We start from the raw sequence: 22,552 nt of genomic DNA on the forward strand, positions 1-22,552 counted from the left end.
TGTTCAGCCCTCTATCGATATCCATAATAGGATACGATCATTGGAACGGAGAATTATTTACCCATAAGTTGCAAGCGTATTTGACTCCCGTTTTAACAGGAAGACCAGCATGTGCAGAGTAAGGTATAATATTTTCATACTCATCCATATTCTGGAATACTACACAGCGGCCTGTTTTAGGGGTTATTCTGATTCCTAATTCGGGAAAGCTGGTTTCGCCACCTTCAAAGGTTTCATTCAGATAGATCAAAAAAGTGTGAGTGCGTCTAATATCTTTATTAGAGTCAAAGTGATATTTAAATTCCTGTTTAGGGTGATATCTTACACATTGTAAAGATTCAAAATAGCTGAGATCTTTTTTTATCAGTTCTGATGCTTTTTGATAAATATGACAAAAAACTGGATCATTTCGACTTTCTATATAAGCACTGTAGCTGGTTCTGTGCATAGAAATTTCCTTGCCCTCTTTTCCTAACTTACTCCGGTTAAATAGATCATTTTTCTGACTAGTCTCTATAATATATTCACTTTCTGCGTTTGTAAGGAAATCATCAATAATGTGCAGGGATTTTTTATAATCACGTTTGGCTTTTTGTTCAGCTTGCTTGTTCTTCTTAAAAAATTCCTCTCCTGCAGTATTGTCAAAGTCTGGCACTAAAACGACTCCTGACCACTTTGCTTCAAACAAACTTACCGACTCACAACAGTGGCCCAATGACGGATGGATATACTTCACTTTGTCAGAAGTAACAAAGGTCACTACAACAAAGGTTGCGATGTTATCTTCCTTTAGATAAGCAATGATAGGTAGAGGTACTTGCTGCAAAGTAGCAGAATCCAGCTTACAACCAAGACCTTGAATATGCCATTCATTTAATACTGTTACTAAATCACTTAACGAAATATTAGGAAAATTCGGGTTTGAGTAGAGTGCATTTCTAATTGTAAATCGTGTGACATTAACTTTTAATAATTCTATTAGAGTAATTGCAGAATTAATTGTTTCATCAAAGTAAACAAAGTCGGGCAGGATAGTATTCATCTTAGCAGTCAGATTAAATTTGATATATTAAAATAACTTGTTTCTTATCCTCCTTATATGATGTATCCGAATTTATCTCAATAAAAAGATCCTGTTCCCAAACGCTTATAAAACATCATATTTATATAACTACATAATTCTCTCTTTTATCATCTTTATTTGCCCTAAATGATTTAACTCATCTTCCATAATATGAAACAAACAATAATAGTTGTTTACCGGGCTACCAAATGGATAACGTGTTTCAGAAAACAGCCATTGGTCATCCTTATATTTTAAACTTTCATAGGTTTTATTGCGAGTTTGCTCTAATATATTGATGTAGTAATTTAATTCATGTCCATTAACGAGTCTTAGATACAACTCTCCACTTAATGATCCTTTCCAGAATTCTTTTTCATTAGGAGTAAGATCCCGAACTTCAAATACTACACATTGAAATAAGGTTTCTAATGCTGCTATATGTCTGAGTAGTATACCAATAGAGTTAGCCTTTGAGTCTATATAGAAGTCCAGTTCATATTGTGTTAATGCATGAATACAGGTTAATGTTGAATACCTAGAATACCTTAATAATGAGACAAGATTGCCAATGCATGGTGTATAACACCCATCTGGTGGCATTATATTAAATTTAGTAATAGTATACGTAACGTTTTCTTTATCCATTACTAAAGGTATTTAAATATAATGAAAATTGCAAAATATATTAAAAATACTTTGTTTATATTTTCATTATATTTAATTTTAAAAACACCATTTTAACAACATATCTATGAAAAAACGTTCTCTCTCAGAGCTTTCTCTGAACATTTTATCAGAAAGCGAATTGTCTTCTGTAAAAGGAGGCCAGTCAGATTCGGCAGGTTTAACCTCCAGATGCTGGGGAAATACCTCAGGATGTTGGGGTGCAAGTGTAACTACTATCGGCGTTCAGTGCCAACCCGCACCTGCACCCACGCCTACACCGACACCTACAACGCCTACACCGACACCATCACCTTGGTCTGCTTAATAAATAGAAGACTAGTTAACTTAGTATTACAACCACATCAGCTTTTTATGAAGCTGATGTGGTTTTTTATAGAATGTAACTGACTATAACATTGGGAGATCCTTATATTCCAATTAAAATTTCACCAGAAAGCTTTCCATGGTGCTAGTATCTCCAGAAAATAGCTCATAAATCAAACCTATTTGTAACAAGCAGATTAGAAATTCTATAATACCTTACATTATACAATATCATATTTTTACCCTCTTGTTTTGCTACAGATCATTTAAACCTCTATAAACAATCGTTCGTCGATAGTTTGACTATGTTAGTCTTAAAGTAGTTAACTTATTACTTACCTATTCTATTCCAGCAGAATCTATCTGTACCAATCCAACAATATTTATTACATCCCTTAAAAACCTCTCTCGATCATGGAAGTTATAGAAATGTTCTCTCTGCCTGTTATCGCTGCTATATTCTTCGCTATGGGCTTATTGAGCAGCTACATAGGACGTAGCAGTAAACACAAGCCTAGTTAATAAGAAGAAATGCTTAGTATATATAGTGGTGGAGATAAGACTCTTTTTTCTCTAATCCAGATAAGATACCTGTTTATAGAAAACACAAAAGCCCTTCCAGAAGAAGGGCTTTGTTGTTAGTAATATCTGAGTATAACACTAAAGTATTAACTCTACAGCGATGCAATTTGCATATATGCAATTCTATTTACAAGTAGGTGTAAGGAAATTATTATTTTTGTAAAAACCTCATACTAAGACCTCTACCTAAATCAATAATTGCAAACATCCTACATCAGTATAGAAAATAAAGTCGAAGGTGTGTAGGTAGCAGAAAAGGTAAAGCTAGGGTATATTTGACACACAAAATGATAGATCTATGTAAAATGTGACCACACAAATGTATCTATAGGGCCGTCTTCATTGGCAATAAACCAACCCATATAACGCATCGTTTCTTTGTCTTCAGGAGTTATATCTGTTATGGATTTACCTCCTGGTGCACCAGCCCAGATCTGGTCATGTTCTGTTTCAAAAATATGCGTATCCATTTCTTCTGCATCATATTTTGCAATTATGGTTAATCCTGTAAGTATTTGATTAAGTGTAGCCATTTTCAGACTTGAATTAATTTTTCTCCGGTGATAAGATATTCTGTTTTATACTTTTAGTTAGTTCCTATTTTACCCCTTTCTGCCTTCAAAAGAAAAAAGAAAGCATCATTGTATTTATATAGATTACTACTCCAACTACTCGCTACCTGAAGTTTATACATATACTATTTTATCAAAACCAACATCTGTAATAGCAGTACAGAAATGCAATGCTTTTTATATAAAACTTATTTAAGTTTGTATAAACAAAAAAGGTGTTATCCTTTTTAATTGAAATTCAGGTGTATGAAAAATCCCGCCAGCTTTGCATGTGGGATTTTTTTTGGAAAAAATTCACTTACGCTGTAGTCAATGTACAAATTTCTAGATACAAAAAAAATAGGCCATAAATAAAAAAAGTACAACTCTGCAATGCCACTCATAAGATTGTACTTTTCTGAATTATTTTTATATTTTGCCAATATCTCCTAGCATTCTTGCTATTATTCTCATAAAGGCACTAACTAATCCTCAATTAATTATTTGACTAACTGTAACCAAAGCACAAAATTGTCTAATTTTCTCCATATGACAAAGAACTTAGGACTATGTGATATAGAATTATAGACTACAATTGATATTCTCTCTATTTTATATCTGATAATAACTATTCTGAAAACCTCAAGCATTTACTATTGTTAAGGAAAACTGATTTCTCACTTTTACTCTGCAGAGAGAATACTTTAACAAACAGAGCCTAGAACTTTTTAAGAGAGGGGTGTTAAATGGAAAGAGCTAAACTTGCCAAAATGAACAAAAAATTCTTAAACAGCTTTCTGTTAATGAGAATAGTCATAACAACCTGTATACAGATTATCTCGGAAAACAACCTTAACTCCAGTTGCTGTTTTGGCTCTTTTTCATTCCTAACCTATGTGCATGTTAAACAGGAGGACAACCGTAATTCCGGTTAGCTTTTTATACAACTGGAGTTATAGTTGTTTCTCTGAGTAACTGTAATTCCAGTTGTGCTTTTCGCCAACTGGTATACAGATCAAATTAACATACCAAGCGTTACTAACCATTTTAACACGAGGAGTTTACACATATCGGCTAACGTATTTATCATTTATGAGTAGAAATCCTGTAAATCCCTTAATGGTAGTTAGCTCAACATACCAAAACGACACAAGGCAATCTGCCCTTGCAGGAAAAGGAGCGCTCACTTCCCTCCCGCTTTTTTCTATAGTCTTTAGATATTACTTTTCACACAGATCTGAACTGGTTGATCACTGGAGAAGGCGAACCCATTCGTTCTTCTGGCATCAGACGCAAAACCACACAAACCGCTGAAAACCAACCATAACTGTAGTTACGACAATCGCAACTACAGTTGGACTGGTATCTGGATAATACCAATCTTTGTATCAGAAAATCGGTTAGAAAAGGGACTTACTTCCCTGTCTGCAAGCGATTCTGGATCTTTGATAGTAGTGCAACTAAAAACCCCTCTACCCTACCGTTCCCGTGTTCACTAGTCTATTACGATAACTTTCCACAAACCCAACTATGGCATTGCCGTTACCCTTACTGACAACCAAAGCCGACTGTGGCAAAGTTCTTGAAGAGCTTACAGACCTGAAAAGCGATCTGGAATTCAAGAAGATTACCCTAACCCATAGCCGTGAGAATGCGTATGACAGAGCCTCGATAGTAAATTTCCTAAGTTGACAGTACTGTGTGGATGTCGGTTTCCTATAGAAAGGTCGAATACTATTGGATGGCTTTCTCAAAAACAACCTGATAGTCCGGAAAAACTTCTTTGATAATCGTGAGTATGACTGTTAACTCTGCAATCGTGTTTTCTTTATGCCACCAGAAACGATCAGGAAGGTTTGTATCTTTTTAAACAATGTAGGCTATTTGTATATCTTCCAGCAGCCCAACTTGTGTAGGCTTCCAGTCCAGAATTGTATACGTCTTTTGACTTGATGAGGCACAATTTATAGAGGCAAAGTGTAAAAACCAGCTAAAATGTTTTTCAGCATCTGCTCCTTCCAGACCTTCTGTCGGTAGTTGTATACCCTTGCCAATTCTCTCGGCAATGTCTTTAAAGGTAATACCTTCTTCTGCCACTGCATGGAATACTTTCTGTTTAGGCTGCTTTTCTACAATCAGGCGGTATACCTTTGCAGCATCCAGCCGATGCACAGCAGGCCATCGATTTTGTCCATCACCTATAAAGGCAGATCGACCATTTGTTTTCGCCATGCCGATCAGGATAGAGATAAAGCCGTGATCGCCATGACCATGCACTGTAGGAGGCAAACGTACGATATATACATTTACACCTTTGGCAGCAGCAACAGCAGAAGCCTCTTCAGTGGCAACCCTTGGTAACACTTCCGAACTCACTGCAGGCTTATCATCTTCAGTTAGAAGACGATCGTATCGAAGCAGTCCTATTCCTGAGGTTACCACCAGTGGTTTTTCGGTGCCTGCTAAAGCATCACCTAATGCTTCGATGACAAGGCGGTCAGCCTCACAGTTAGCTTTAAATTTCGAAAAATCGTGGTTAAACGCTGTGTGAATAACTGCATCACAGCGAATGGCGCATTTTTTAATCGTTTCCAGATCATTCACATCACCCAATTGAACTTCGGCACCCATATCCTGTAGCTTTTGGAAAGCAATTTCAGAACGTACCAGTCCCAGTACAGTATGCCCTGCGGACAATAATTCATTTACAACAGCGGAGCCTACAAAACCTGAAGCTCCTGTAACAAATACATGCATAATAGTATAGTTTAAGGTGCTGCAAAGTAAAATAAACCCTATCCGAAAAACGTGGTCATTTGACCATACTTTGCTTATCGATACAATTGTGCGTGACGTATTCTCGTGAGTGTTTTGAGGGAAATGCCCAGATAGGCGGCTATCATATGCAAAGGCAGACGGGCAATGAGGTGAGGATTGTTGCGGATAAAATCATCGTACTTCTCTTCGGGAGTAGCACTTATCGCAGTTAGTAAACGTTGCCTATTTTCGTATATTTTCCTGGAAATCAATTGTTCCGAATACTTTTTTAATAGTGGAAGGCTAGCCAGCAATGCATTGAAATCATTCTTCTTCCAAAGAACCGCCTCGGTAGGCTCTACAGCTGCTATATTTACAATAGAAGGTATTTCCAGATCATAGCTTTCAATATCTAGTGTCCATTCCTTCTCAGATGAAAATTGCACTATATGTTCATTGCCATTGACCCCGATACTATATGTACGCAATATACCACTGACAATAAACACCTTATGACGGCAAACGTCCCCAGCCTGAAGCAACAACTCATTGCGACGCAGTTTTCTGGGTATAGCACTACTCAGAATAGACTGTATCTCTTCATCAGGCAATCCCAAATACTCGCTAAGATATTTTTTAAATTCGGATAACATCACAGACAGCAATGAAATAAATTCAGAAAACAATCGTAATTTTATAAAGAAGCGATTATAGACAATAAACACTAAATAACTTAAATAAATCCTCTCTTGAAAATTTTACTCTACCTGCTACCCTTCTGCTTTTTGGTAGGTGGCAATCCTGAAAATGATCATACCCATAAATCCACTATACATAGAATAGATGAATGGCATACCATTACTGTTTCAAAGAATGAGCAGATTTATGTTTATATTAAACAGGATTCACTATACAATTTGTTTATTACAGCCTATGACAAACACAGAAATGTGTATGGCTCTCAAGCTGTCATGTTCTCTGATGTAATCAGAAAACCTACTCTCATTACGGCTGTACAACTGGACAATACAACAAAAGAAAAAGAGTTTGTAATCAAATCTTTTAATAAGGGTTCTACTTATGGTGCACAAAGTCTATTTATTATATGGACAGACGATTATACATGGTATGTAACAAGAGACATATTCCAAAGAGCTATGTTAGAAGACCGCAACAAGGATGGCGTTTATGAAATAGTAGAATACTATGGTAGTTCGAATAAAAAAGGCAAAGTGTACCGATTCAGAAATGGAGGCTTCCAGGAACTGTAGTAGAGGAGAATTACTAAGCATTCCAAACTGCGTTTTTCTATCTTTTAAAGACGAATGTTATTCTTGTCTTCCCTGTGGCCTTGTAACAAAGCTCACAACCTTGCTTGTAGGATTCTCTTAGAATGTAATCGCTACCCTATTTGGTAAGAGACTTTTTCAGAAGGACAAAGATGGTATTCTTCCAGGAAAGCAACACCAATTGAAAAAAAAATTACGATTGCGTTCATTCTGAGACTACAAGTGAATACCATTTATCAGCTTGTTCTAATCACAAAAAAGATAATCGGGATTAGCGTTAGCACCGTCAATAACAGCAAATAAACCTTGGAGATGGATTTTTTGTATAAAAGGATAGATTTAATCACCAGGAAAATAAGTAAGTAATACAATGTCAGAAGAAACTGCACAAAGTAAACTACATAAACTCCAAACTCTCCATCTACAGAGATGAACAATGTGGCAAAAAGAAGCAGGCAAAAGAGTAAATTGGTATACTGTAAAATTTTTAAGAATGCCATACCATAACATCATACTTGTATTAGTATAGCTACCTGTTTTTTAATTAAACATATGTACTTAGATATCCAGCAATTTTGCCTAACCTAGACAATTCTTTCTGTAAATCTAGATTTATCTAGTCAATTTGGTAGTCTCGTCTTCTACCCTTATACCTTTTGCAAGAAGATACTTTACCATAAACTCTACTTCTGCTGCGTTCTCTATAAGCCATACAGAGTCAGAACGTTTATTATAAAGCAGGCCACCAGACAAGATGTAATCTTCAAGGTAAGGTATTATATGCTCTTCCATAAAAGCTATTACTTTTGGTTCATCCACAGACAAGAAGGAAGCATCCAGTTTGTATACAAATCCTTGTTTATCTAATTTATCAGCAACGTCATCTTTCGCTCCTATAAAGTCAACCTCTATCTCATTATTTACAAGGAAACATTCATTAATCTTAAATACATCCAATCTGTCAAATATATCTCTACTTTCTGTTAAAGAAAGACCTGTTTCTATCGAAAGAAATTTTATTCTTTCCATTCTATTCTGCGTATGTTGTATTCCCAGTAATGTTATTTTAGCCATACCAGATTAACGGAACATATAAAATGATAATGTTTTTTCTGTATCAAGAGCACATTAATCAGCCAGTATAATAATATTCTTTATATGATTTTTACTACCTTCATCCAAACCTATTGAATGTCTAATGTAGTTGGATTTGTGTGAAGATGAATTATCCAATGAACAATCCATTCTTAAAAATACTTTCGTTGATTTGTTTTAAAGGTAAATCAAATGTAGAGAAACCGACATAGGCATAATAATCATATCCAAACCCAATTTCGCAGATCCCATTATCGCTAAGTAATCTGGACCACACACATTCCCTTAAATTAAGGATTAATATATTTTTCATCTCATCCATACTATATACCTTATCCAATTCAAAGTTTTCAAATATAGTGATCAACGCAGGATCATTCTCTAACATTTTCTTATAAATAAGGGCTTTTGTTTGTACTGTTGTAAACTTCTCACAAGCTATCACGACAACCTGTTGGGTATTACATAAACGCAAGATCTCTGTGATTACTTTAATGTATCGCCCTTCTGTCTCTAAAGTATTCTTCTTTTGTAAAAACAGATTCCTCATATATTCTCCCTATATCACTAAACGAAGTCCATTCATCTTTTGTGTATGCGCCATTTTCATTCCTGTAAATAGGATTATATTTACTAATTCTCCATTCTAATTCCATAGAGCTATTAACTGAGGTAAATTCTACTATTGGTTCAGATATAAACAACAAAGGTAAAATCAGAAGTATTCATTAAAAGAAGTATTTGTTCTTGCCGTTAATAGTAAGATTGATCTGAAAGTAACCTGTACCACTGTCTGGAAACGCACCCCAATCTTCAACCACTCAACTTGGAGATGTTTCTTCAAAATATTTTTGTAAAATCAGATCCATTTTAACTTAAGTTAAAATTATTGTCCTGAGCAGTTACCGAAATTTACAGTGTTTTGTCTGCTATTTATGTATCAGACATGGATATGTACTAACTCACTTGATCTATAGAACCAATGACTGATAAAAACGAAATCATAGCACAGCATCTGAAAAACTTTGCTGCACTTACTGATAAAGATATAAGTGAAAGTCTGCCGTTCTGGAAAGCTCGAAAAATCAACAAGGGTGATTTCTTTAACATGCAGAGTATGGTTTGTAATGACCTCGGTTTGGTCGTAAAGGGAATCTTCCGGATTTACTATCACGACCCGAAGACAGAAGAAGACAAAAACCTTTTCTTTTTTTCGGAAAATCAGTTCGTGGTTTCTTTTAGAAGCTTTATATCACAAAATCCCTGCTGGTATTTTATAGAAGCAATGGAAGATTCTGAAATTGTCTTTATTTCCTATAAGGATCTCAACAGTCTTTATGAAACCAATCCCAGCTGGGGAAAATTTGGCAGGCTATTAGCTGAATTGTTCTTTTCCTATGCACAAACCCGTACAGAAGAATTTATGTTTTTTTCGCATGAAGAACGATACCTTAGATTGTTAAAAGAACATCCCAATATTGTTGAACGTATTCCAGCCTATCATATTTCTTCTTTTTTAGGCATTACAAACCCTTCGCTGAGCAGGATCAGGAAGCGTATTAAACGTTGAAACACAATAGTTTAAGGCTTACCTTAATAAAAGCTGCTGGTTTCACCTTAAACGGAAGCACCAGCAGCGTCATTCTAACTTGGAATCAACCTAAAAATTCGCTTATTTAACGCATCTGATTAATTGACCTTGACAAACGGATAGCTGAAAGGAGATAGTAAAATGCACCAAATGCAGAGTAACCGGCAAGATTAGCAATACCCGTTTTCGGATCATGTGCCAGAAGGATAAAAGAGACCCCCGCAAGCATAGATTGCCCGCCACTGATAATCATGGGCCATTGTCCACCCACTACTTTTCTGCGTCGTAAACCTAAAACCAGTTGGATTAATCCTGTAACAATTGCCCAAACACCAAAAACCTGTATGGTTTCAGGAATACCTTTTTGTAATGCCAGACCTACCGCTACTGTAGTTACCGCACTAATGCCAGCATTAATATATAACATCTTTTTTGATGAGCTGCTTTGATTAGCACGAATATCCATAAAAGTCCCGATCAAGTCCCAGGCCGGATAAATGATCAGTAGAATACTGGCTATTTCTACTGATGTTTTGGCGAAAAGGCTAACAAGTATCACCCAGATTACTGAAAATATTGTGCGGATGAAATAGAGTTTGCGTAATGCTCTTGCTGTTTCAATGGGTTGTGCTTCCTTTGTTGAACTTGAATATGTGGTAGATGTCATAACTTTAAATTTTAAGTATTTTGATAGGCTAAAGTTCGACAGTATTATTCAGTCCGTTTTTCACTTAAGTTAAAATGGACAATAGGAAAGACAACTTCTTATAAGTACCCGTAGTATATTTGTTGATAGTCTGGAACTGATAGTAAAGATATATGGGATTTTGATACCATCATGGGCCTATTCAAACAAAGAAAAAAGCTCTCTCTTACATTGGGAGCATTTTGTGGACTCCTAAAACGTCCTTACTATAATAATTCAAGTGCTTCCGTTTGTCTGATCTGAAATAGTACATGAGTACTGGAATTACCTTCTTTTCTTTTACAGAGTAAAGTGATGAAGATACATTTGTGGGTACGATGCATTCTTAGTGATTCACTCCATTAGACAAACATATGAAACTATCCCTTGGGCAAACTGCTCCAGAATTTTCTACCACAGACGTATACGGAAAACAAATTAGTTTAAAAGACTTTCAGGGACGCAAGCTATTGCTGGCGTTTCAGCGAAACGCTGCCTGTCCGTTTTGTAGCTACCAGCTTTTCCGACTCAATAAAATCTATCCTCAGTTACAGGAAAAAGGGTTGGAAGTATTAGTATTCTTTGAATCACAGGCGGAGGCCATTCTCAAAAGCAGCTTCCTGACAGATCAGAAGCTAACTATCATTTCCGATCCGAAACGAAAAATCTATACACAATACGGCGCAGAGATAACTGCTGATAAGATAGAGAAAGTATTTGCCATTCCCAGCCGCATGGAAGATCTCCAGGCGTCACAAGCTTTGAAGTTAGCCAGTACGGAAAAAGAAGATGGAGTTAATCAGGCTGCCTTACCAGCTGCTTTTTTACTGGATGAAAAAGCAATCATTCGTCACATTCACTATGGACAGGATCTGGGAGACAATATTCCATTGGATGCGGTTTCGGCCTTTGCCAACCAAAAGTAGTTTGTAGCCAGTACAAAAAATTACAAAGACGCTTCTCAGTAGTCCAACTACTAAGAAGCGTCTTTGTCTTTACAGAATATCTACAATCTGGATGCAACTCTTATTAGCTGATTCGGTTTATGATATTAGTTTTATCAGGACTCTAAAATGGCAACTATTTTTTCCCCTACCCCTTTGGCTGAAGCAGGGTTCTGACCTGTTACAATATGGCCATCCGCAATACTGTTGGCAGACCAGGGAGACGCAGCATGAAAGATAGCACCTTGGTTGGTAAGAGCCGTTTGCAGATCGAATGGCACATCAGGTCTGGCATAGTTATCTTCTTCTTCAGTTGTGAATGATGCGATGTTTTTGCCATTGACTAAATAAGAACCATCACTCAGTTTTACATTCAGCAACGATACCGGACCATGACAAACGGCTCCCACAACTGCATTCCGTTCATAGGTTTCTGCAATTACTTTTTTCAGTAGTGCATTTTCCGGCATATCGACCATTGGGGCTAGCCCTCCCGGTACAAATACGGCATCGTATTTACTCACATCTACATCTGAAAGCTTAACAGCTTTTTGCATGGAAGCCCAGCCTTTACCGGTTAAAAATGCTAGATTATCAGGATCATCTGCCAGATTCAGTGCATCCAGATAAGGAGTATCTCCTGTTAAACTGGCAAAATCTATCTGATATCCTGCTTTGTCAAATTCAGCATAAGGGTGTGCTACTTCAGGTAAAAAGGTACCTGTTCTTCTGTTATGAGGGCCAATAGCATTGGCGTTAGAAACGATAATAAGAATTCTCTTTTTCATGATTTTAACTTTTAATGGTTTGGAAATGAATTAATTGAGCGACTTTCAATAAGACAAAGGTAGGAGTGCGAAAGCACTTGGAGGAGGATTCAAATCACTAAGAATGAGTGATTTGAATCACACTTTTCAGTGTATGACATTGTAAACACTGCATATACTAGAGGAAAAACCTAAATTTGGCATCACTCACTTATGTAAGCAACTTCAATAACTCAGAAATATATGTTTGAACAGGTTCGAAAAAAGTTTTCGCTTGAAGAGAAAAAATGGGACGACTTTGTTGGTTGTTTCAGACACATGAAGGTTCCTGCCAAAACTACCCTTCTAAACGAAGGCGAAATATCCAAAAAGATGTTTCTTATCGAAACAGGTTGTATTCGTGTATGGTTTAACAACAAAGGAAAGGATATCACTACACAATTTTTCTTTGAAAACAATATGGTTGGCTCTATTGAGAGTTTCAGAAAAAACATTCCCAGCCTTGTAACCATGGAAACTATCGAACCAAGTACGATCTGGTGGATATATAAAAAAGATATGGACAGATTGATTGAGGAGATAAAAGAAACACCCGTATTGCGGGATCTGTTTATTGATGCCATATTTGACCGGACATATGACTATATACGACAGTTCGTATCCTCGATCAAAGACACACCTCAACAACGATATCTTAACCTCCTTAACGAAAGGCCTCAGATCGTTCAGCGTATTCCTCAACATTATATCGCTTCTTATCTGGGCATTAGCACGGTTCACCTGAGCCGTATCAAAAGCAAACTGGCAAAAGACGGAATTTAATAACAAATGTTATCGTCTGCGGGTAGTGGAACATCTAGCTTTGTATTGTATTTCAGAACAAAGGAGATAAAATATCTCTCAGAATCTTTAACATGAGATTATTCTCTCCTTTGTCTGTGAATGCTACAATTACATTTAGTATAACAATTCAAAGCTAATCAACAATGAAAGCAGCAGTAATATTTTCCCAAAGTGGTATACCACAATACACAGAAAATTTTTCAGAACCAATCACAACCAGTGATGAACAAGCTATTATTTCGGTAAAAGCCGCAGCAATTAAGAATCTGGACAAAGCAAAGGCAAGCGGCAAACACTATTCTACAGAAAGCGAAAAAAGCCAGGCAATCATACCCGGAGGTGATGGAGTAGGATTGTTGGCAGACGGAACGAGAGTGTATGCATTGGGTGTCACCGGAATGCTGGCAGAAAAAGCAGTAGTAGAAAAAAACAGAATGATAAAGTTGCCGGACGGCATTGATAATGCTACTGCGGCAGCCCTGCCAAATGCGGTTGCAGGCTCGGCTATGGCATTACGATTCAGTGCCAGAATGAATGGCGGAGAAACCATTTTAATCAATGGAGCTACAGGATTTACAGGCAAACTAGCCATTCAGATTGCGAAATTATATGGTGCTGGAAAAATTATTGTAACAGGCAGAAACGAATCAGCCTTACAAGCCCTGCAAGCACTCGGTGCTGATGAATATCTGTTAACTACCCTTGATGAAACCTTTGTGAAACAGCTCAAGAAGATTCACCAGCAGACACCCATAGATATCGTAGTAGACTATTTATGGGGTCGTACAGCAGAGCTTATTTTGGAAACTTTAAAAGGTACAGGTGCATTTACACACAGAACCCGCTTTGTTTCTGTTGGCTCTATGACAGGTGATACCATTCAACTATCTTCACAAATTCTCAGAAGTGTTAATTTGCAATTATCAGGTTCAGGCTTGGGTAGCTGGACAAAAGAAGAAATGCAGCTTCTGCTCACCGAAATCATTCCCGAAATGTTTCAATTGGCAGCTGATAATAAATTAAAAGTAGACACGATGAGTATTCCTCTCAAAGAAATTGAACAAGTATGGGATACAGATATATCAAGTGGGACTAGATTAGTGGTAGAGATATAAAGGTAGAGATATAAAGGCAGACTATAAAATATCATTCTCTAGAAATGGAAAGAACCTCAAAGCTTTCAATACAAAAGTTTCTTGTTTTTTAAAGAATTGCTTCAGCATTCCTGTCCTCCTGAAAGGATCTCCCCTCTCTGTCCTTCTGAAAGAATCTTGTGACAAATAGAGTGGCGTTTGGTTTCTGAGTGAAAAAATACACTCCAATCGGAAAGGCCGCCGGTCTTGTCACGGGTTCCTTTCAGGAGGACAAAAAGGTGAGTCCAGAAAGGCAGGAAGGTCCTTTCAGGACAAGAAAAGTTTTTTAAATTTATTATGTTGATAGTATTGATCTGTCTTTTTTAAAAGTTGTATATTCATAGCAACCTTAACCACAAACCAAATGGAACCGCACTTTGTATTAACTGACAACGAATTTGAAGAACAATTCCACGCCTACTTGCTTGACCCACACCTCTTCACTCACGAAGCTCATTTGCGACTTGCCTGGATACATATTCATAAGTATGGTGCAGATGCAGCCATTGACAATATCCGTTGTCAATTACAACAGTTTGTTGACCATTTGGGTGCAACAGATAAGTATAACGAAACAGTGACGATAGCTGCCATAAAAGCCGTGTATCACTTCATGATTAAATCAAAGACAGATAATTTTAGGGACTTCATTACGGAAAATCCAAGACTGAAATACAATTTCAGAGAGCTAATGGCATTTCATTATACAACTGACATTTTTAACTCACACCTGGCAAAAGAAAAGTATCTGACTCCGGAATTACTACCTTTTGATTAATGCTTTTATAAGGCACCTGTTCATTAAAATAAGAATATACAGTCTCGTGCCCTACATTTTCCATATGAACTGTGTTATTAATCTTTGTGAGTGAGAGAAGTAGTTATTCATTTTTGTTTCCTTTCAACAGGAAATAACATTAATAGTATGATGGTTTTATTGCTCCAACATACATTTAGATCAACTAATGGATAAAAGCATCTTCATAATCCTACTCTACTTTATACTACAAGTAAATACCATAGCACAAAACATTCCTCTTTCTATTACGCTGAATCAGAAGGCAGATATTCGATATAGCAAGGCAAAAAAGATAGAAGTACACGAGCATGCCTACTTTGGAGGGAGTAAACCTGTTGCTGTCACAGAATATATTCAGTTTTTGAATAAGAATAATCTGGTGATTTCAGAAGAAAGTCTGGAAAAGACCAAGTTCTTCTATAACCACAAATATACCATTGATAGCTTAACAGGTTTGAAGCTTTTTCACGCATCTGAGAGATGGGACCCATTCTTAGGCCATAATCTGTCTCTGTATGTCTATCACTACGATCAGCATGGCTTTCATATAGGAGTTACCCACTATAGCCCTGATACACTGGGAAGGAAAATCAGTAAAACTATTCTTAAAGTCAATGAAAGAGGACATCCTATAGATTTAGCTTTTTTTGATAGTAAAGACAGCTTATCTAAAGGGCCTAACAGTGCAAGATATCTGTATAATCAAAATCAATATATCTTAACTCATTTATCTGTAGATGGAAAGAAAGTAGAAAAAGATACACTTGTTTTAAATCCATTGGAGGACTATAAATTTAAAAATCCGAATAAGAAGTTTAACCAACAAGGGGATCTGCTTTGGGAAAGTATTTCCAGAAATAGTTACAAGTTATATGAATACAAGTATGATCAGCAAAATAATTGGCTGGAAAAGAAAGAATATATAGTGACAATAGATAAGAATGGAAAAAAGAAGAAAAAATCAGAACGATTTTACACCCGAAAAATAGAATACTGGAAAGAATAAGATAGAGTAAGCTTATAGAAAAAAGCACATTTATGATAATTCATCAACAATAGAAATCACATAACTAAGCCAGAAAATACCTGCCAGAACAATGCTTATACCTATCAATTTACTCTTTTTATACTTTATAGCTTGGACAAAAGCAATGGAACCTATAGTTAACAATATAGGCCCAACAAGAAAAAGACTATAGAAAAATAACAAAATTTCTCCTTGTTCAAACTGAATACCAATAGACATAAACATATACCACAGAACTACAGGTAAACAAATTCCTAAAGCGGATATAATATATTGTTGATTAGAGTACATCTTTTGTATACTAATAGTATGCTTTATAAAAACCAGGATTTTTTACAATGTTCCAGAAAAGGCTACATAAACCAGGATAGCACCACAAAAATAAGAGTACCTCCCCAACAACAACCTCCAACAATAATCCAAAGCCAGCAGACTAAGTACTCTGCACTATCCACTTCGTAAATATTGCCTTTGTAATAACTAATCGTAACAGACTCTCCTTTAACATAAACACTAAAACCACCAGCTCGAAGCGTGGCTTGTTGAATCTGTTGGTTCTGATCAATAAATTCAATTACAGCAAAAACATCCATATGTCGTCCGCCCCATTTCTTTTTTATATCGATTATCTTACCTTTTGCATGGTAGCCCGACTTTATAGCTTCACTGAGTTCATTAAGTGTCAATATACCAACACTAAAAAATCCCAGTCCAAGAAAGAAAAAGAATAAATACATAGACAGCTTTATTCTTTTTATGTCCAGTTAGATCAATAGGTAACTTTTGCCAACATCTTATTTCTTTTAGATGTGGTAAATACCTACTTGCGGTAAATACTTAATTACAAAAACAGGTATTTATTCGCATTTCTCAAAGACACAACTTTACAAGCTTTGCAGCCAAAAGAATACAGCGCTTACCCCATTACTGCATTCCAAAACAGATGCAGATTGTTTGTATATAGATAAATGACTATCACTTTAATAAGACTAGTAACCGGCTATTCATTCGATTTTATATTGCCTAATTGGGAAAATGTCCCCGCTGTAGGAGAAGTTATAGAGTTATATATGGGTAACTTTGGTATACAGGTTCCCTCAGACCTTCCATTTATAGAGCAGGAAAAACGTATGCGTATGGTTGAAAAATTATTTCAACTCCTTCCTATTGTACGGATTAAAATTATCCGTAAGGAGATATTTTCTGAAGATCAGCAGATCCATCTGTACATGTACAAAGAAGATAGCCAAAGTAGCCACGAAAAAAACTATGATTCCAATGACAAAATCATTGCATTAATGAGAGAGCTTTCTGAAAACGCATAAGGTTATCTCTCAATCATCCCAATGATTAAAAAGCTCATACCCAATATTCTCTCCATGAAAAAGCCGGTAATCAAATTGGTTACATCTTATTGTACTTAATGTTAACTCAATCTCTTTCCGCTCAACTCCAATCTGTTTGAGTTTATACTCTAATTCTGCTTCACTAGCAAAGGACAAGTTTAAAACCTCAGGGGTCAATATGTTGTATTCAGTATGATGAGATGTCAGAGATAGAGTAAGGGCTTGTTCAATTTCTGGTTCCCGGACAAAACCGGCCTTAAAGAATCCGTTATTCTCTAGTAAATCAGCATCAACTATTCCGAATATAGGAGCATATACATTGGAAACAACTATCCTTTGTCTTTTAGGTCTTATCTGTGATTCCAGAACTGCATGGTGGAAAGTGGTTGGATACTGATTTTCAACAATTTCTTTAACTAGCCACTTTCGGCTAGTATATGCCTCTATATCGTAAATAACGGATCTGAATAAATGTTTTGGATAGTGCTTCTTCATTTGAACCAATAAGCGATTTGTCTACCATAGGGAATAACCATAAGTATACTAAATTACACCTTCACTCTCCTATTTATGGGTATAGTATTAAATAACAATAGCCTCTACAATACTGTAATGAGGCTATTATCTAAATGGCTAGTATATCGTCTATCTATTTCTTTGTTTCCTTAAAAGTAGTGACGTTGTATAAAAACCCAATACCCAATACTTGTTGTACTTGTATATCTCCACTGATATCAGAATCATAGATACTGGTTAAGCCGAATGTAGAGCTAAAGAATCGGTTGATCTTTGCGGTTAAAGAGATATCCAGTCTGTGATCCGGATCGAATGTCTCATAGTTCAAAAACATCTGGTAACGAACTTTCAGGTTTACATTAGGAGCAATGTCCTTATTTAATTCTGACTGAAGTTGAAACGCCAGCCATTCAGTACGTACAGTCTTACCCGCAGCAACACCATAAGCTACAGCAGTAGGATCTTGTACAAAGACACCCGAACCAGCGACCGTCTCCCGATATCGGACTGCATCATCTGTTACAAACGTAAAACGGGGAGCAAATGGTGAGACACGCAGAGAAAACCAATCGACAGGCTTATAGGCCAACCCCCAAGCAAATGTCAGGAAGGCAGGTGAGAAAAATCTGGATACAAACAAGTCACTATCTTTTGTACCATCATTATTACTATCACGCTCTCCATATTTATAGCCGGCAGCAAAGAAAGAGTTAAATGTACCAGACATAAACAGGTCGAGATGATTGGCAATCTTATACCCTGCCACCGAATTCAGATAAAGCTGATCAGCAGCTTTTCTTACTCCAATATTCTGTTGTTTCACGAAACCGAGTTGCAGATCTGCTACATTGTCCCATGACCATTTTTCTTTTTGATACAAAGCACGCCCATTAATCAAACCTCCCAGAGAAATAGAGTTTACACCACCCCCAGCCCAGTTAGAGCTAAAAGATGCCTGATTAAAATTGATTCCACCATTAAAGGATTTTTGCCAGTATGTGGTATCTGTCCGAAGTGTATCTGTTTGTGCATACCCCACAAAGGTTATTGATAAAAACAGAACAGTTAATAGTTGTTTTTTAGTCATGCTGCCTACGATTTAGAATTGAAATAAGTGGTAAACGAAAGTATTGAAATAGCACATTTCAAATACTAACTTCTTACAAAGGAAAAAGTTTTTATACCTGGCGACAAATATACATTAGTATATAAAAGATCCAATACAATGTATTTAAAGATAGAACTCTGATTTATAGGACTCTATAGACATTTACAGTATATTCCAGACAGTTGTGTGTTTCTTTCAGCTTGAAAAAATCGTAGAAGAAGCACTACAGATATAGGATTTTTAAAATATACGAATGTATTCACTTATAAAAAATAATACCCTGTAGAGATGTTATTCTACAGGGTATTAAGACAAGAATTTATCTTTTTGGATCTAATAGCTCAATCCATATTGTTTAAGTACATCTTCAGGAACTCCATCCCATTGATTGGGTGTATTTCCCATATATCCGATATCCTTAATTCCCATCTGGCTGCTAAAGAATCCCGCAGCAGTCAGATTACGCATTAGGTTAAAGAAGGCAACCCCCTGGCTCATTTCGGGTTTAGCCTGTTCCGGATAAGCTATATCATCTACTATCTCAATGCGTTGAGCAGCAGTACACAGAGCAAATGCTTTTCCAAACCGTTTATTGGACTGCTGATTAATCCATTGTAATCCTCCTGTCAGAGGAGTCTGGAGCGAAGGAATATCTTTTGCCATAAATTCAATAAACTCAGGCACCTTAGCTTGTGACGCACTTCCCGAGCGTGCATCAGCAGGAATAATAATATCACACAAGATGCGAATAGTTTGTAATTCCGTATCTGTGAAATACTTTTCAGACATCAGCTTTGCGTCCCGGATCGCTTCCTTTTTGGTACGTCCACCTGGAATAGTTACAGGTGTCTGCGGTGGCTTGGTGTCTACGGGTGCTGTAACAGTAAGACCAGCAAGTGAACTCAGCGTTAAAGCTTTAAGTGACTCTCTACGTTTCATATCTTAATTAATGCTATCGGTTTTGATCATATCCAGACAATGGTACTTTAGTCAGCTAGTTTCCTATATATTTCCCTTCTTCACCTCTTCAGTCAGGTATTCTGATGTACGCATAGAAGAAGCGAGAATAGTCCATGTTACGTTTTTGTCACCTTGAGATACAAATGGGGCTGCATCTACCACAAATAAATTTTTCACAGCATGCGCCTGCTGAAATTTATTCAGTGCAGATCGTTTCGGATCATTTCCCATACGTACCGTTCCAATCTCATGGATAATTTTACCAGGAGCTTCCAGTCCATAGTTACGATCAGCACCTGGCTTCTGTCCTAATGGAATTCCACCCATTGCATGAATAATCTCCTCAAAGGTATCCTGCATATGTTTTGCTTGCTTTACTTCGTAATCAGACCACTTATAGTGGAATCGCAGTACAGGAATACCAAATCTATCCACTGTAGTAGGGTCAATCTCACAATAGTTGCTTTCCAATGGTACAGGCTCGCCTCGTCCGGCCATACCGATAAACGCCCCATAAAAGCGACGATAGTCTTCTTTCAGTGAAGCACCATATCCTCCGGCAGGCTTCATCTTACCATCTTTTCCAGGTACCTTTCCATTCACCCCTTCCAATCCAGACATAAAGCCATAGGTTGGCATTCCCATACCTCCCCCATATTCAATATGATACCCTCTTGGGAAATCCAGTTTCTTGTTATCCAGCCACCAGGGCGTATACACGTGCATTCCACCTACTCCGTCTTCATTGTATCTTTTCCGATCCATCAATGCAGGTACAAATGCAGAGCGTCCTGCCCCTGTAGAATCGTTCAGATACTTACCAATGATACCACTGTCGTTAGCTAGTCCATTCGGGAATCGAGCGGATTTAGAGTTCAGTAACAAACGAGCAGACTCACAGGCACTGGCTGCCAGTATGACTACTTTTGCTTTTACCTTATATTCCTGCAGGTTAACTGTATTGACATACGAAACGCCTGTACATAAACCAGTCTTGTCGTCTGTCAATACCTCTCTTACCATGGCATTGTTAACCAGTGTCAGTTTACCTGTTTTTAAAGCAGGTTTTACCAGCACAGACGAAGAAGAAAAGTCTGCATAGGCCTGACACCCGCGATTACACTGATGGCAATAGAAACACTGGCCTCTTTCATCATTGATAGGCTGGGTCAGGATAGACAAACGAGATGGAATTACAGGTACTCCAATATCCTTTCCGGCTTTTTTCAGCATCAGCTCATGTAGACGTGGTTTAGGTGGAGGAAGGAAAATACCATCTGGTTCATTTGGAAAGTTCTCCACTGTTCCAAAAACACCAATCAGCTTATCTACTCTATCATAATAGGGCTTGATATCATCATAGGTAATTGGCCAGTCGTCTCCGATTCCTGTCAAAGTACCTCGTCTGAAATCGTCCGGGCCAAAACGAAGAGAAATACGTCCCCAGTGATTGGTGCGTCCACCTAACATACGGGAACGGAACCAGTGAAACTCTGTTCCGGGAGCTGCAGTATAAGGTTCTCCCTCAATCTGCCATCCGCCCCATGCCGCATCAAAATCCCCGAAAGGACGGGTTGTACTGGCACCTCTCCGTGGAGATTCCCATGGCCATTTAAGCTGCGTAATGTACTTAGCATCAGCAGGATCATAATAGCCGCCGGCCTCCAATAACAAAACATTTGCTCCTGCTTTGGTTAGCATATAAGCTGCCATACCCCCACCAGCACCAGACCCAACAATGCATACATCAAACACCTTGGGTTGCTCCTGAATATTAAAATCGGACATGATGATAAATTAGAAGGAATTGAAAATATTTTTTATAAAACTAATACAATTTTAAAGAATATTTACTTTATAGTGAAAACGAAAGCAACAAAAAAAGCACGCATTAATGCGTGCTTTTTTTCATCAGAGCCAAAACGTTTATTCAACAGCAATGAAAGTATAAGTAAATGATCTACCGCCTCCAATGGGAAAAGTGACTTCCAGCTTACTATTATCCAATTGTGTTATTTTCCAGCTTTCAGAGATAGATACTCCATAGAAATAGGCTATATAATAACTTGCAATAAAACCATTCGACAAATAAATCTCCGTTTCATCAGAACTTAGCACCCAGGATCCTACTTGCCAGATTGCGGAAGTACTACCTGGACATGCAGTACCAACATCTTCTGCAGTATATATTTTGTTTCCATCGTTTCTAAAGCTGATGATATCATCTTTTTCACAATCACCAAGTACATTGTTATACCAGTCAGTAGGAGCTACAGGTTGTCCATTAACAGTATCTAATACCAAAGGGTTATTAATTGTCAGGCTCTGTATTTTCCACTTTTTAGATGCCAGTAAATCTGCCTTGGTACTAGGAGAAGGATCATCGTCTTTGCTACAGGCAAAGACAGTCAAAGCAAGAATGGCCAAAAGAAAAAGTTGTCGAAATTGTCTCATGGTTAGGTTCGGATTAAATTATCTTGTACAAAATGAAAAATCTGTCTAT

Annotated in this window: 25 protein-coding genes; 10 read left to right on the forward strand and 15 right to left on the reverse strand. The window is 37.1% G+C overall.

All coding sequences use genetic code 11. The annotated features are described in order from the left end of the window. Positions 1-37 precede the first annotated feature (37 nt). On the reverse strand, positions 38-1,042 hold the full coding sequence (locus QNI22_RS21595; protein WP_314513902.1) for a 2OG-Fe(II) oxygenase: 1,005 nt from the start codon (positions 1,040-1,042) through the stop codon (positions 38-40). A gap of 129 nt (positions 1,043-1,171) precedes the next feature. Continuing rightward, the gene (locus QNI22_RS21600) at positions 1,172-1,666 is read right to left on the reverse strand and encodes a mycothiol transferase (protein WP_314513904.1); all 495 of its coding nucleotides are present in this window, start codon (positions 1,664-1,666) and stop codon (positions 1,172-1,174) included. A 151-nt stretch (positions 1,667-1,817) separates the two neighbouring features. On the opposite strand from QNI22_RS21600, the gene QNI22_RS21605 reads away from it, so the two are divergent. Then, positions 1,818-2,057: a hypothetical protein gene (locus QNI22_RS21605; protein ID WP_314513906.1), complete on the forward strand. Its 240-nt coding sequence runs from the start codon at positions 1,818-1,820 to the stop codon at positions 2,055-2,057. 877 nt (positions 2,058-2,934) lie between these two features. Here the strand turns inward: QNI22_RS21605 and QNI22_RS21610 are convergent. After that, complete coding sequence (locus tag QNI22_RS21610; protein WP_314513908.1) at positions 2,935-3,171, reverse strand: hypothetical protein; 237 nt, start codon at positions 3,169-3,171, stop codon at positions 2,935-2,937. A gap of 1,548 nt (positions 3,172-4,719) precedes the next feature. Between QNI22_RS21610 and QNI22_RS21615 the strand changes: the two genes are divergently transcribed. Further along, positions 4,720-4,881 carry a hypothetical protein gene (locus QNI22_RS21615; protein WP_314513909.1) on the forward strand — a complete coding sequence of 54 codons (162 nt, stop codon included), beginning with the start codon at positions 4,720-4,722 and terminating at the stop codon, positions 4,879-4,881. A gap of 174 nt (positions 4,882-5,055) precedes the next feature. Here QNI22_RS21615 and QNI22_RS21620 read toward each other — a convergent pair whose 3' ends face one another. Together QNI22_RS21620 and QNI22_RS21625 are read right to left on the reverse strand one after the other, a co-directional pair. Then, positions 5,056-5,946 (reverse strand): SDR family oxidoreductase, encoded by an 891-nt coding sequence (locus QNI22_RS21620; protein WP_314513911.1) that lies wholly within the window; start codon positions 5,944-5,946, stop codon positions 5,056-5,058. A gap of 74 nt (positions 5,947-6,020) precedes the next feature. Further along, complete coding sequence (locus QNI22_RS21625; RefSeq protein WP_314513912.1) at positions 6,021-6,599, reverse strand: Crp/Fnr family transcriptional regulator; 579 nt, start codon at positions 6,597-6,599, stop codon at positions 6,021-6,023. A 96-nt stretch (positions 6,600-6,695) separates the two neighbouring features. Between QNI22_RS21625 and QNI22_RS21630 the strand changes: the two genes are divergently transcribed. After that, on the forward strand, positions 6,696-7,217 hold the full coding sequence (locus QNI22_RS21630) for a hypothetical protein (protein WP_314513913.1): 522 nt from the start codon (positions 6,696-6,698) through the stop codon (positions 7,215-7,217). Positions 7,218-7,847: 630 nt separating this feature from the next. Here the strand turns inward: QNI22_RS21630 and QNI22_RS21635 are convergent. Both QNI22_RS21635 and QNI22_RS21640 read right to left on the reverse strand, forming a co-directional pair. Beyond that, the gene (locus tag QNI22_RS21635; protein ID WP_314513914.1) at positions 7,848-8,309 is read right to left on the reverse strand and encodes a hypothetical protein; all 462 of its coding nucleotides are present in this window, start codon (positions 8,307-8,309) and stop codon (positions 7,848-7,850) included. Positions 8,310-8,460: 151 nt separating this feature from the next. Then, positions 8,461-8,880: a hypothetical protein gene (locus tag QNI22_RS21640; RefSeq protein ID WP_314513916.1), complete on the reverse strand. Its 420-nt coding sequence runs from the start codon at positions 8,878-8,880 to the stop codon at positions 8,461-8,463. Positions 8,881-9,312: 432 nt separating this feature from the next. On the opposite strand from QNI22_RS21640, the gene QNI22_RS21645 reads away from it, so the two are divergent. Further along, positions 9,313-9,900: a Crp/Fnr family transcriptional regulator gene (locus QNI22_RS21645; protein WP_314513918.1), complete on the forward strand. Its 588-nt coding sequence runs from the start codon at positions 9,313-9,315 to the stop codon at positions 9,898-9,900. 106 nt (positions 9,901-10,006) lie between these two features. On the opposite strand, the gene QNI22_RS21650 is transcribed toward QNI22_RS21645, so the two are convergent. Further along, positions 10,007-10,588 (reverse strand): DUF308 domain-containing protein, encoded by a 582-nt coding sequence (locus tag QNI22_RS21650; RefSeq protein ID WP_314513920.1) that lies wholly within the window; start codon positions 10,586-10,588, stop codon positions 10,007-10,009. Positions 10,589-10,980: 392 nt separating this feature from the next. On the opposite strand from QNI22_RS21650, the gene QNI22_RS21655 reads away from it, so the two are divergent. Continuing rightward, positions 10,981-11,532, forward strand: a complete 552-nt coding sequence (locus tag QNI22_RS21655; RefSeq protein WP_314513922.1) for a peroxiredoxin family protein — start codon at positions 10,981-10,983, stop codon at positions 11,530-11,532. Between the two features lie 134 nt (positions 11,533-11,666). Here the strand turns inward: QNI22_RS21655 and QNI22_RS21660 are convergent, their stop codons facing one another. Beyond that, positions 11,667-12,338, reverse strand: a complete 672-nt coding sequence (locus QNI22_RS21660) for a type 1 glutamine amidotransferase domain-containing protein (RefSeq protein WP_314513925.1) — start codon at positions 12,336-12,338, stop codon at positions 11,667-11,669. A gap of 222 nt (positions 12,339-12,560) precedes the next feature. Between QNI22_RS21660 and QNI22_RS21665 the strand changes: the two genes are divergently transcribed. The 4 genes from QNI22_RS21665 (at position 12,561) to QNI22_RS21680 (ending at position 16,098) form a co-directional block, all read left to right on the forward strand. Then, complete coding sequence (locus QNI22_RS21665) at positions 12,561-13,139, forward strand: Crp/Fnr family transcriptional regulator (protein WP_314513927.1); 579 nt, start codon at positions 12,561-12,563, stop codon at positions 13,137-13,139. A gap of 164 nt (positions 13,140-13,303) precedes the next feature. Continuing rightward, a complete protein-coding gene (locus tag QNI22_RS21670; RefSeq protein ID WP_314513928.1) occupies positions 13,304-14,275 on the forward strand; it encodes a quinone oxidoreductase family protein in 972 nt (323 codons plus the stop codon). 382 nt (positions 14,276-14,657) lie between these two features. After that, positions 14,658-15,071, forward strand: a complete 414-nt coding sequence (locus QNI22_RS21675) for a hypothetical protein (protein ID WP_314513929.1) — start codon at positions 14,658-14,660, stop codon at positions 15,069-15,071. A gap of 187 nt (positions 15,072-15,258) precedes the next feature. Continuing rightward, the gene (locus tag QNI22_RS21680) at positions 15,259-16,098 is read left to right on the forward strand and encodes a hypothetical protein (RefSeq protein WP_314513930.1); all 840 of its coding nucleotides are present in this window, start codon (positions 15,259-15,261) and stop codon (positions 16,096-16,098) included. Between the two features lie 374 nt (positions 16,099-16,472). Here the strand turns inward: QNI22_RS21680 and QNI22_RS21685 are convergent, their stop codons facing one another. Continuing rightward, a complete protein-coding gene (locus QNI22_RS21685) occupies positions 16,473-16,856 on the reverse strand; it encodes a DUF3592 domain-containing protein (RefSeq protein ID WP_314513932.1) in 384 nt (127 codons plus the stop codon). Positions 16,857-17,087: 231 nt separating this feature from the next. Between QNI22_RS21685 and QNI22_RS21690 the strand changes: the two genes are divergently transcribed. Beyond that, positions 17,088-17,444, forward strand: coding sequence for a hypothetical protein (locus QNI22_RS21690; RefSeq protein ID WP_314513934.1), 357 nt, complete (start codon positions 17,088-17,090; stop codon positions 17,442-17,444). A 9-nt stretch (positions 17,445-17,453) separates the two neighbouring features. Here the strand turns inward: QNI22_RS21690 and QNI22_RS21695 are convergent, their stop codons facing one another. The 5 genes from QNI22_RS21695 to QNI22_RS21715 all read right to left on the reverse strand — a co-directional run bounded on the left by QNI22_RS21695 (position 17,454) and on the right by QNI22_RS21715 (position 22,503). Continuing rightward, positions 17,454-17,960, reverse strand: coding sequence for a hypothetical protein (locus QNI22_RS21695; protein WP_314513935.1), 507 nt, complete (start codon positions 17,958-17,960; stop codon positions 17,454-17,456). A gap of 154 nt (positions 17,961-18,114) precedes the next feature. Then, complete coding sequence (locus QNI22_RS21700; protein ID WP_314513936.1) at positions 18,115-19,068, reverse strand: DUF3078 domain-containing protein; 954 nt, start codon at positions 19,066-19,068, stop codon at positions 18,115-18,117. 354 nt (positions 19,069-19,422) lie between these two features. Next, entirely contained in the window at positions 19,423-20,028 is a 606-nt protein-coding gene (locus QNI22_RS21705) for a gluconate 2-dehydrogenase subunit 3 family protein (protein WP_314513937.1), read from the reverse strand. 63 nt (positions 20,029-20,091) lie between these two features. Then, positions 20,092-21,837: a GMC oxidoreductase gene (locus QNI22_RS21710; RefSeq protein WP_314513939.1), complete on the reverse strand. Its 1,746-nt coding sequence runs from the start codon at positions 21,835-21,837 to the stop codon at positions 20,092-20,094. 138 nt (positions 21,838-21,975) lie between these two features. Next, positions 21,976-22,503 carry a hypothetical protein gene (locus tag QNI22_RS21715; protein ID WP_314513941.1) on the reverse strand — a complete coding sequence of 176 codons (528 nt, stop codon included), beginning with the start codon at positions 22,501-22,503 and terminating at the stop codon, positions 21,976-21,978. Between the last annotated feature and the right edge of the window lie 49 nt (positions 22,504-22,552).

The organism is Xanthocytophaga agilis, assembly GCF_030068605.1.
Taxonomy (GTDB): domain Bacteria; phylum Bacteroidota; class Bacteroidia; order Cytophagales; family 172606-1; genus Xanthocytophaga; species Xanthocytophaga agilis.

Excerpts from the sequence above, each read along its gene's own strand:
- QNI22_RS21605 (WP_314513906.1), top strand. The coding sequence starts at position 1,818 with ATGAAAAAACGTTCTCTCTCAGAGCTTTCTCTGAACATTTTATCAGAA.
- QNI22_RS21670 (WP_314513928.1), top strand. The coding sequence starts at position 13,304 with ATGAAAGCAGCAGTAATATTTTCCCAAAGTGGTATACCACAATACACA.
- QNI22_RS21700 (WP_314513936.1), bottom strand. The coding sequence starts at position 19,068 with ATGACTAAAAAACAACTATTAACTGTTCTGTTTTTATCAATAACCTTT.
- QNI22_RS21645 (WP_314513918.1), top strand. The coding sequence starts at position 9,313 with ATGACTGATAAAAACGAAATCATAGCACAGCATCTGAAAAACTTTGCT.
- QNI22_RS21600 (WP_314513904.1), bottom strand. The coding sequence starts at position 1,666 with ATGCCACCAGATGGGTGTTATACACCATGCATTGGCAATCTTGTCTCA.
- QNI22_RS21650 (WP_314513920.1), bottom strand. The coding sequence starts at position 10,588 with ATGACATCTACCACATATTCAAGTTCAACAAAGGAAGCACAACCCATT.
- QNI22_RS21620 (WP_314513911.1), bottom strand. The coding sequence starts at position 5,946 with ATGCATGTATTTGTTACAGGAGCTTCAGGTTTTGTAGGCTCCGCTGTT.
- QNI22_RS21690 (WP_314513934.1), top strand. The coding sequence starts at position 17,088 with ATGACTATCACTTTAATAAGACTAGTAACCGGCTATTCATTCGATTTT.
- QNI22_RS21675 (WP_314513929.1), top strand. The coding sequence starts at position 14,658 with ATGGAACCGCACTTTGTATTAACTGACAACGAATTTGAAGAACAATTC.
- QNI22_RS21680 (WP_314513930.1), top strand. The coding sequence starts at position 15,259 with ATGGATAAAAGCATCTTCATAATCCTACTCTACTTTATACTACAAGTA.
- QNI22_RS21685 (WP_314513932.1), bottom strand. The coding sequence starts at position 16,856 with ATGTATTTATTCTTTTTCTTTCTTGGACTGGGATTTTTTAGTGTTGGT.
- QNI22_RS21640 (WP_314513916.1), bottom strand. The coding sequence starts at position 8,880 with ATGAGGAATCTGTTTTTACAAAAGAAGAATACTTTAGAGACAGAAGGG.
- QNI22_RS21625 (WP_314513912.1), bottom strand. The coding sequence starts at position 6,599 with ATGTTATCCGAATTTAAAAAATATCTTAGCGAGTATTTGGGATTGCCT.
- QNI22_RS21655 (WP_314513922.1), top strand. The coding sequence starts at position 10,981 with ATGAAACTATCCCTTGGGCAAACTGCTCCAGAATTTTCTACCACAGAC.
- QNI22_RS21660 (WP_314513925.1), bottom strand. The coding sequence starts at position 12,338 with ATGAAAAAGAGAATTCTTATTATCGTTTCTAACGCCAATGCTATTGGC.
- QNI22_RS21595 (WP_314513902.1), bottom strand. The coding sequence starts at position 1,042 with ATGAATACTATCCTGCCCGACTTTGTTTACTTTGATGAAACAATTAAT.
- QNI22_RS21715 (WP_314513941.1), bottom strand. The coding sequence starts at position 22,503 with ATGAGACAATTTCGACAACTTTTTCTTTTGGCCATTCTTGCTTTGACT.
- QNI22_RS21635 (WP_314513914.1), bottom strand. The coding sequence starts at position 8,309 with ATGGCTAAAATAACATTACTGGGAATACAACATACGCAGAATAGAATG.
- QNI22_RS21695 (WP_314513935.1), bottom strand. The coding sequence starts at position 17,960 with ATGAAGAAGCACTATCCAAAACATTTATTCAGATCCGTTATTTACGAT.
- QNI22_RS21705 (WP_314513937.1), bottom strand. The coding sequence starts at position 20,028 with ATGAAACGTAGAGAGTCACTTAAAGCTTTAACGCTGAGTTCACTTGCT.
- QNI22_RS21615 (WP_314513909.1), top strand. The coding sequence starts at position 4,720 with ATGGCATTGCCGTTACCCTTACTGACAACCAAAGCCGACTGTGGCAAA.
- QNI22_RS21710 (WP_314513939.1), bottom strand. The coding sequence starts at position 21,837 with ATGTCCGATTTTAATATTCAGGAGCAACCCAAGGTGTTTGATGTATGC.
- QNI22_RS21665 (WP_314513927.1), top strand. The coding sequence starts at position 12,561 with ATGTTTGAACAGGTTCGAAAAAAGTTTTCGCTTGAAGAGAAAAAATGG.
- QNI22_RS21610 (WP_314513908.1), bottom strand. The coding sequence starts at position 3,171 with ATGGCTACACTTAATCAAATACTTACAGGATTAACCATAATTGCAAAA.